The organism is Streptomyces sp. URMC 127 (assembly GCF_051386535.1).
In the GTDB taxonomy this organism is placed as follows: domain Bacteria; phylum Actinomycetota; class Actinomycetes; order Streptomycetales; family Streptomycetaceae; genus Streptomyces.
In genome coordinates this window covers 1-1477 of sequence record NZ_JBPQTW010000436.1, presented here as the reverse complement: position 1 = coordinate 1477, position 1477 = coordinate 1, and the positions used below count along the sequence as shown (strand labels likewise).

2 protein-coding genes are annotated in these 1477 nt (G+C 72.6%); both read left to right on the top strand.

Features of this window, described 5'->3' with window-relative positions:
* Positions 1 to 185: 185 nt before the first annotated feature.
* Positions 186 to 758, top strand: a complete 573-nt coding sequence (locus ACSNOH_RS34745; RefSeq protein WP_436725436.1) for a YwqJ-related putative deaminase — start codon at positions 186 to 188, stop codon at positions 756 to 758.
* Between the two features lie 4 nt (positions 759 to 762).
* A complete protein-coding gene (locus ACSNOH_RS34740) occupies positions 763 to 1272 on the top strand; it encodes an SUKH-3 domain-containing protein (RefSeq protein WP_436725435.1) in 510 nt (169 codons plus the stop codon).
* Positions 1273 to 1477: the final 205 nt, after the last annotated feature.

Sequence of the window (1477 nt, the reverse complement as noted above, 5' to 3'; positions counted from 1 at the left end):
CGCAGGCACCCGTCACGCCCCGTGAGCACCGCCCCGGCGAAGCAACCGCACCCCCACCGGTCCGACCATCCGACACCTGAACATCACACGACGCCCCGCCAACCCCGACCTGACTTCCACACCCGCCGTCCCGTTTGGCAGGCTGATCTCCGCAACAGGGGGATTGCAGGGAGGGAAGAACCACCATGCACACGACTCAGGACCGACCGCCGGCCGACGACCACGGCACGACGGCCTCCGGCGACCCCCGGCTCACCTGGAGCACCGAGGACGCCGACCGGCCCCCCGCCCTGCTCCACCGCCGCGACGGCATCCTGCCCGCCGTCGCCGCCGCCCTCTCCGTCCGCGGCGAGACCCTGACCTGCACCGCAGGCAAAGGCGACGTGCCACCCGCACTCCACCCCCTCGTCCAGGACTTCCTCGACACCCTCACCAGCGACCGGCGCGAACGCTTCACCGGACGGTGCTCCGAAGCCCTCCTCCTCACCCGCTTCCTCACCGCCCACGAAAACGCCCGCAGCAAACGTGCCGCCCGCAAACCCCTCACCCACGGCGAAGCCCGGCGCGCCCTCAAACACGCCAAGCTCACCGCCCGGCACATCCGCGAGGACGGCGACCCGCGGCACGGCTCCTACGCCCCGCCCTGCCGCTCCTGCACCGCACTGCTGGCGCACTTCGGCGTACGGAGCGTCGACCCCGCCGCACCCACCAGGACCACCGCGCTCAAGAGCGCCGCCGCACTCAAGAACAAGGGCTGACCCCATGCGCGCCTTCGACCGCACCGCGGCCACCCGGTTCCCCGCCGCCGTGGACACCGCCCTGCGCGAAGCCGGGTGGCAGCCCGGGCGCTGGGACATCAAAGCCGCCGAGAACTGGGCCGACGCCCTGCGCGCCCACTCCTCCCCCGCCGGCCACCGGCACGTCGTCTTCCCCGCCGCCGTCGAAGCCTGGGCGGAATTCGGCGGCCTGCACATCGCCGGAACCGGGCCCGGGCGGCACATCGCCCCGACGCCCTTCCACATCGACCCCCTGCACGGCCTCCACCTCGCGCGCACCGTCGCCGACCTCGGGCGCGCCCTGGGAGCCGACGTGTGCCCGCTCGGGCAGGAAGCGGACGGACAGGCGCTGCTCGCCATCGACGCCCACGGCCGCGTCTACAGCCTCGACCACACCGGCGACTGGTACCTCGGCTCGGACATCGACCACGCCATCGGCACGCTCGTCAGCGGAACCCGGCCCTCACGACTGTCGGCGGGCACAGGGCGCCGCTGACCCGCCCTTCCCCGTTTACGCCGCTCCTGACCGGACACCGCTGACCGGAGCAATACGAACCGGCCAAAAGCCAGGCGAAAACCAGCCAAACCACGGCCGGTCACACAACGGCACACACCGACCCGAACCGGCACACCGAACCGGAAAGGCCGAGCGCCCGCGACCCCACCACGCGCCCCCGCGCAGCCCCTGTCTCTTATACACA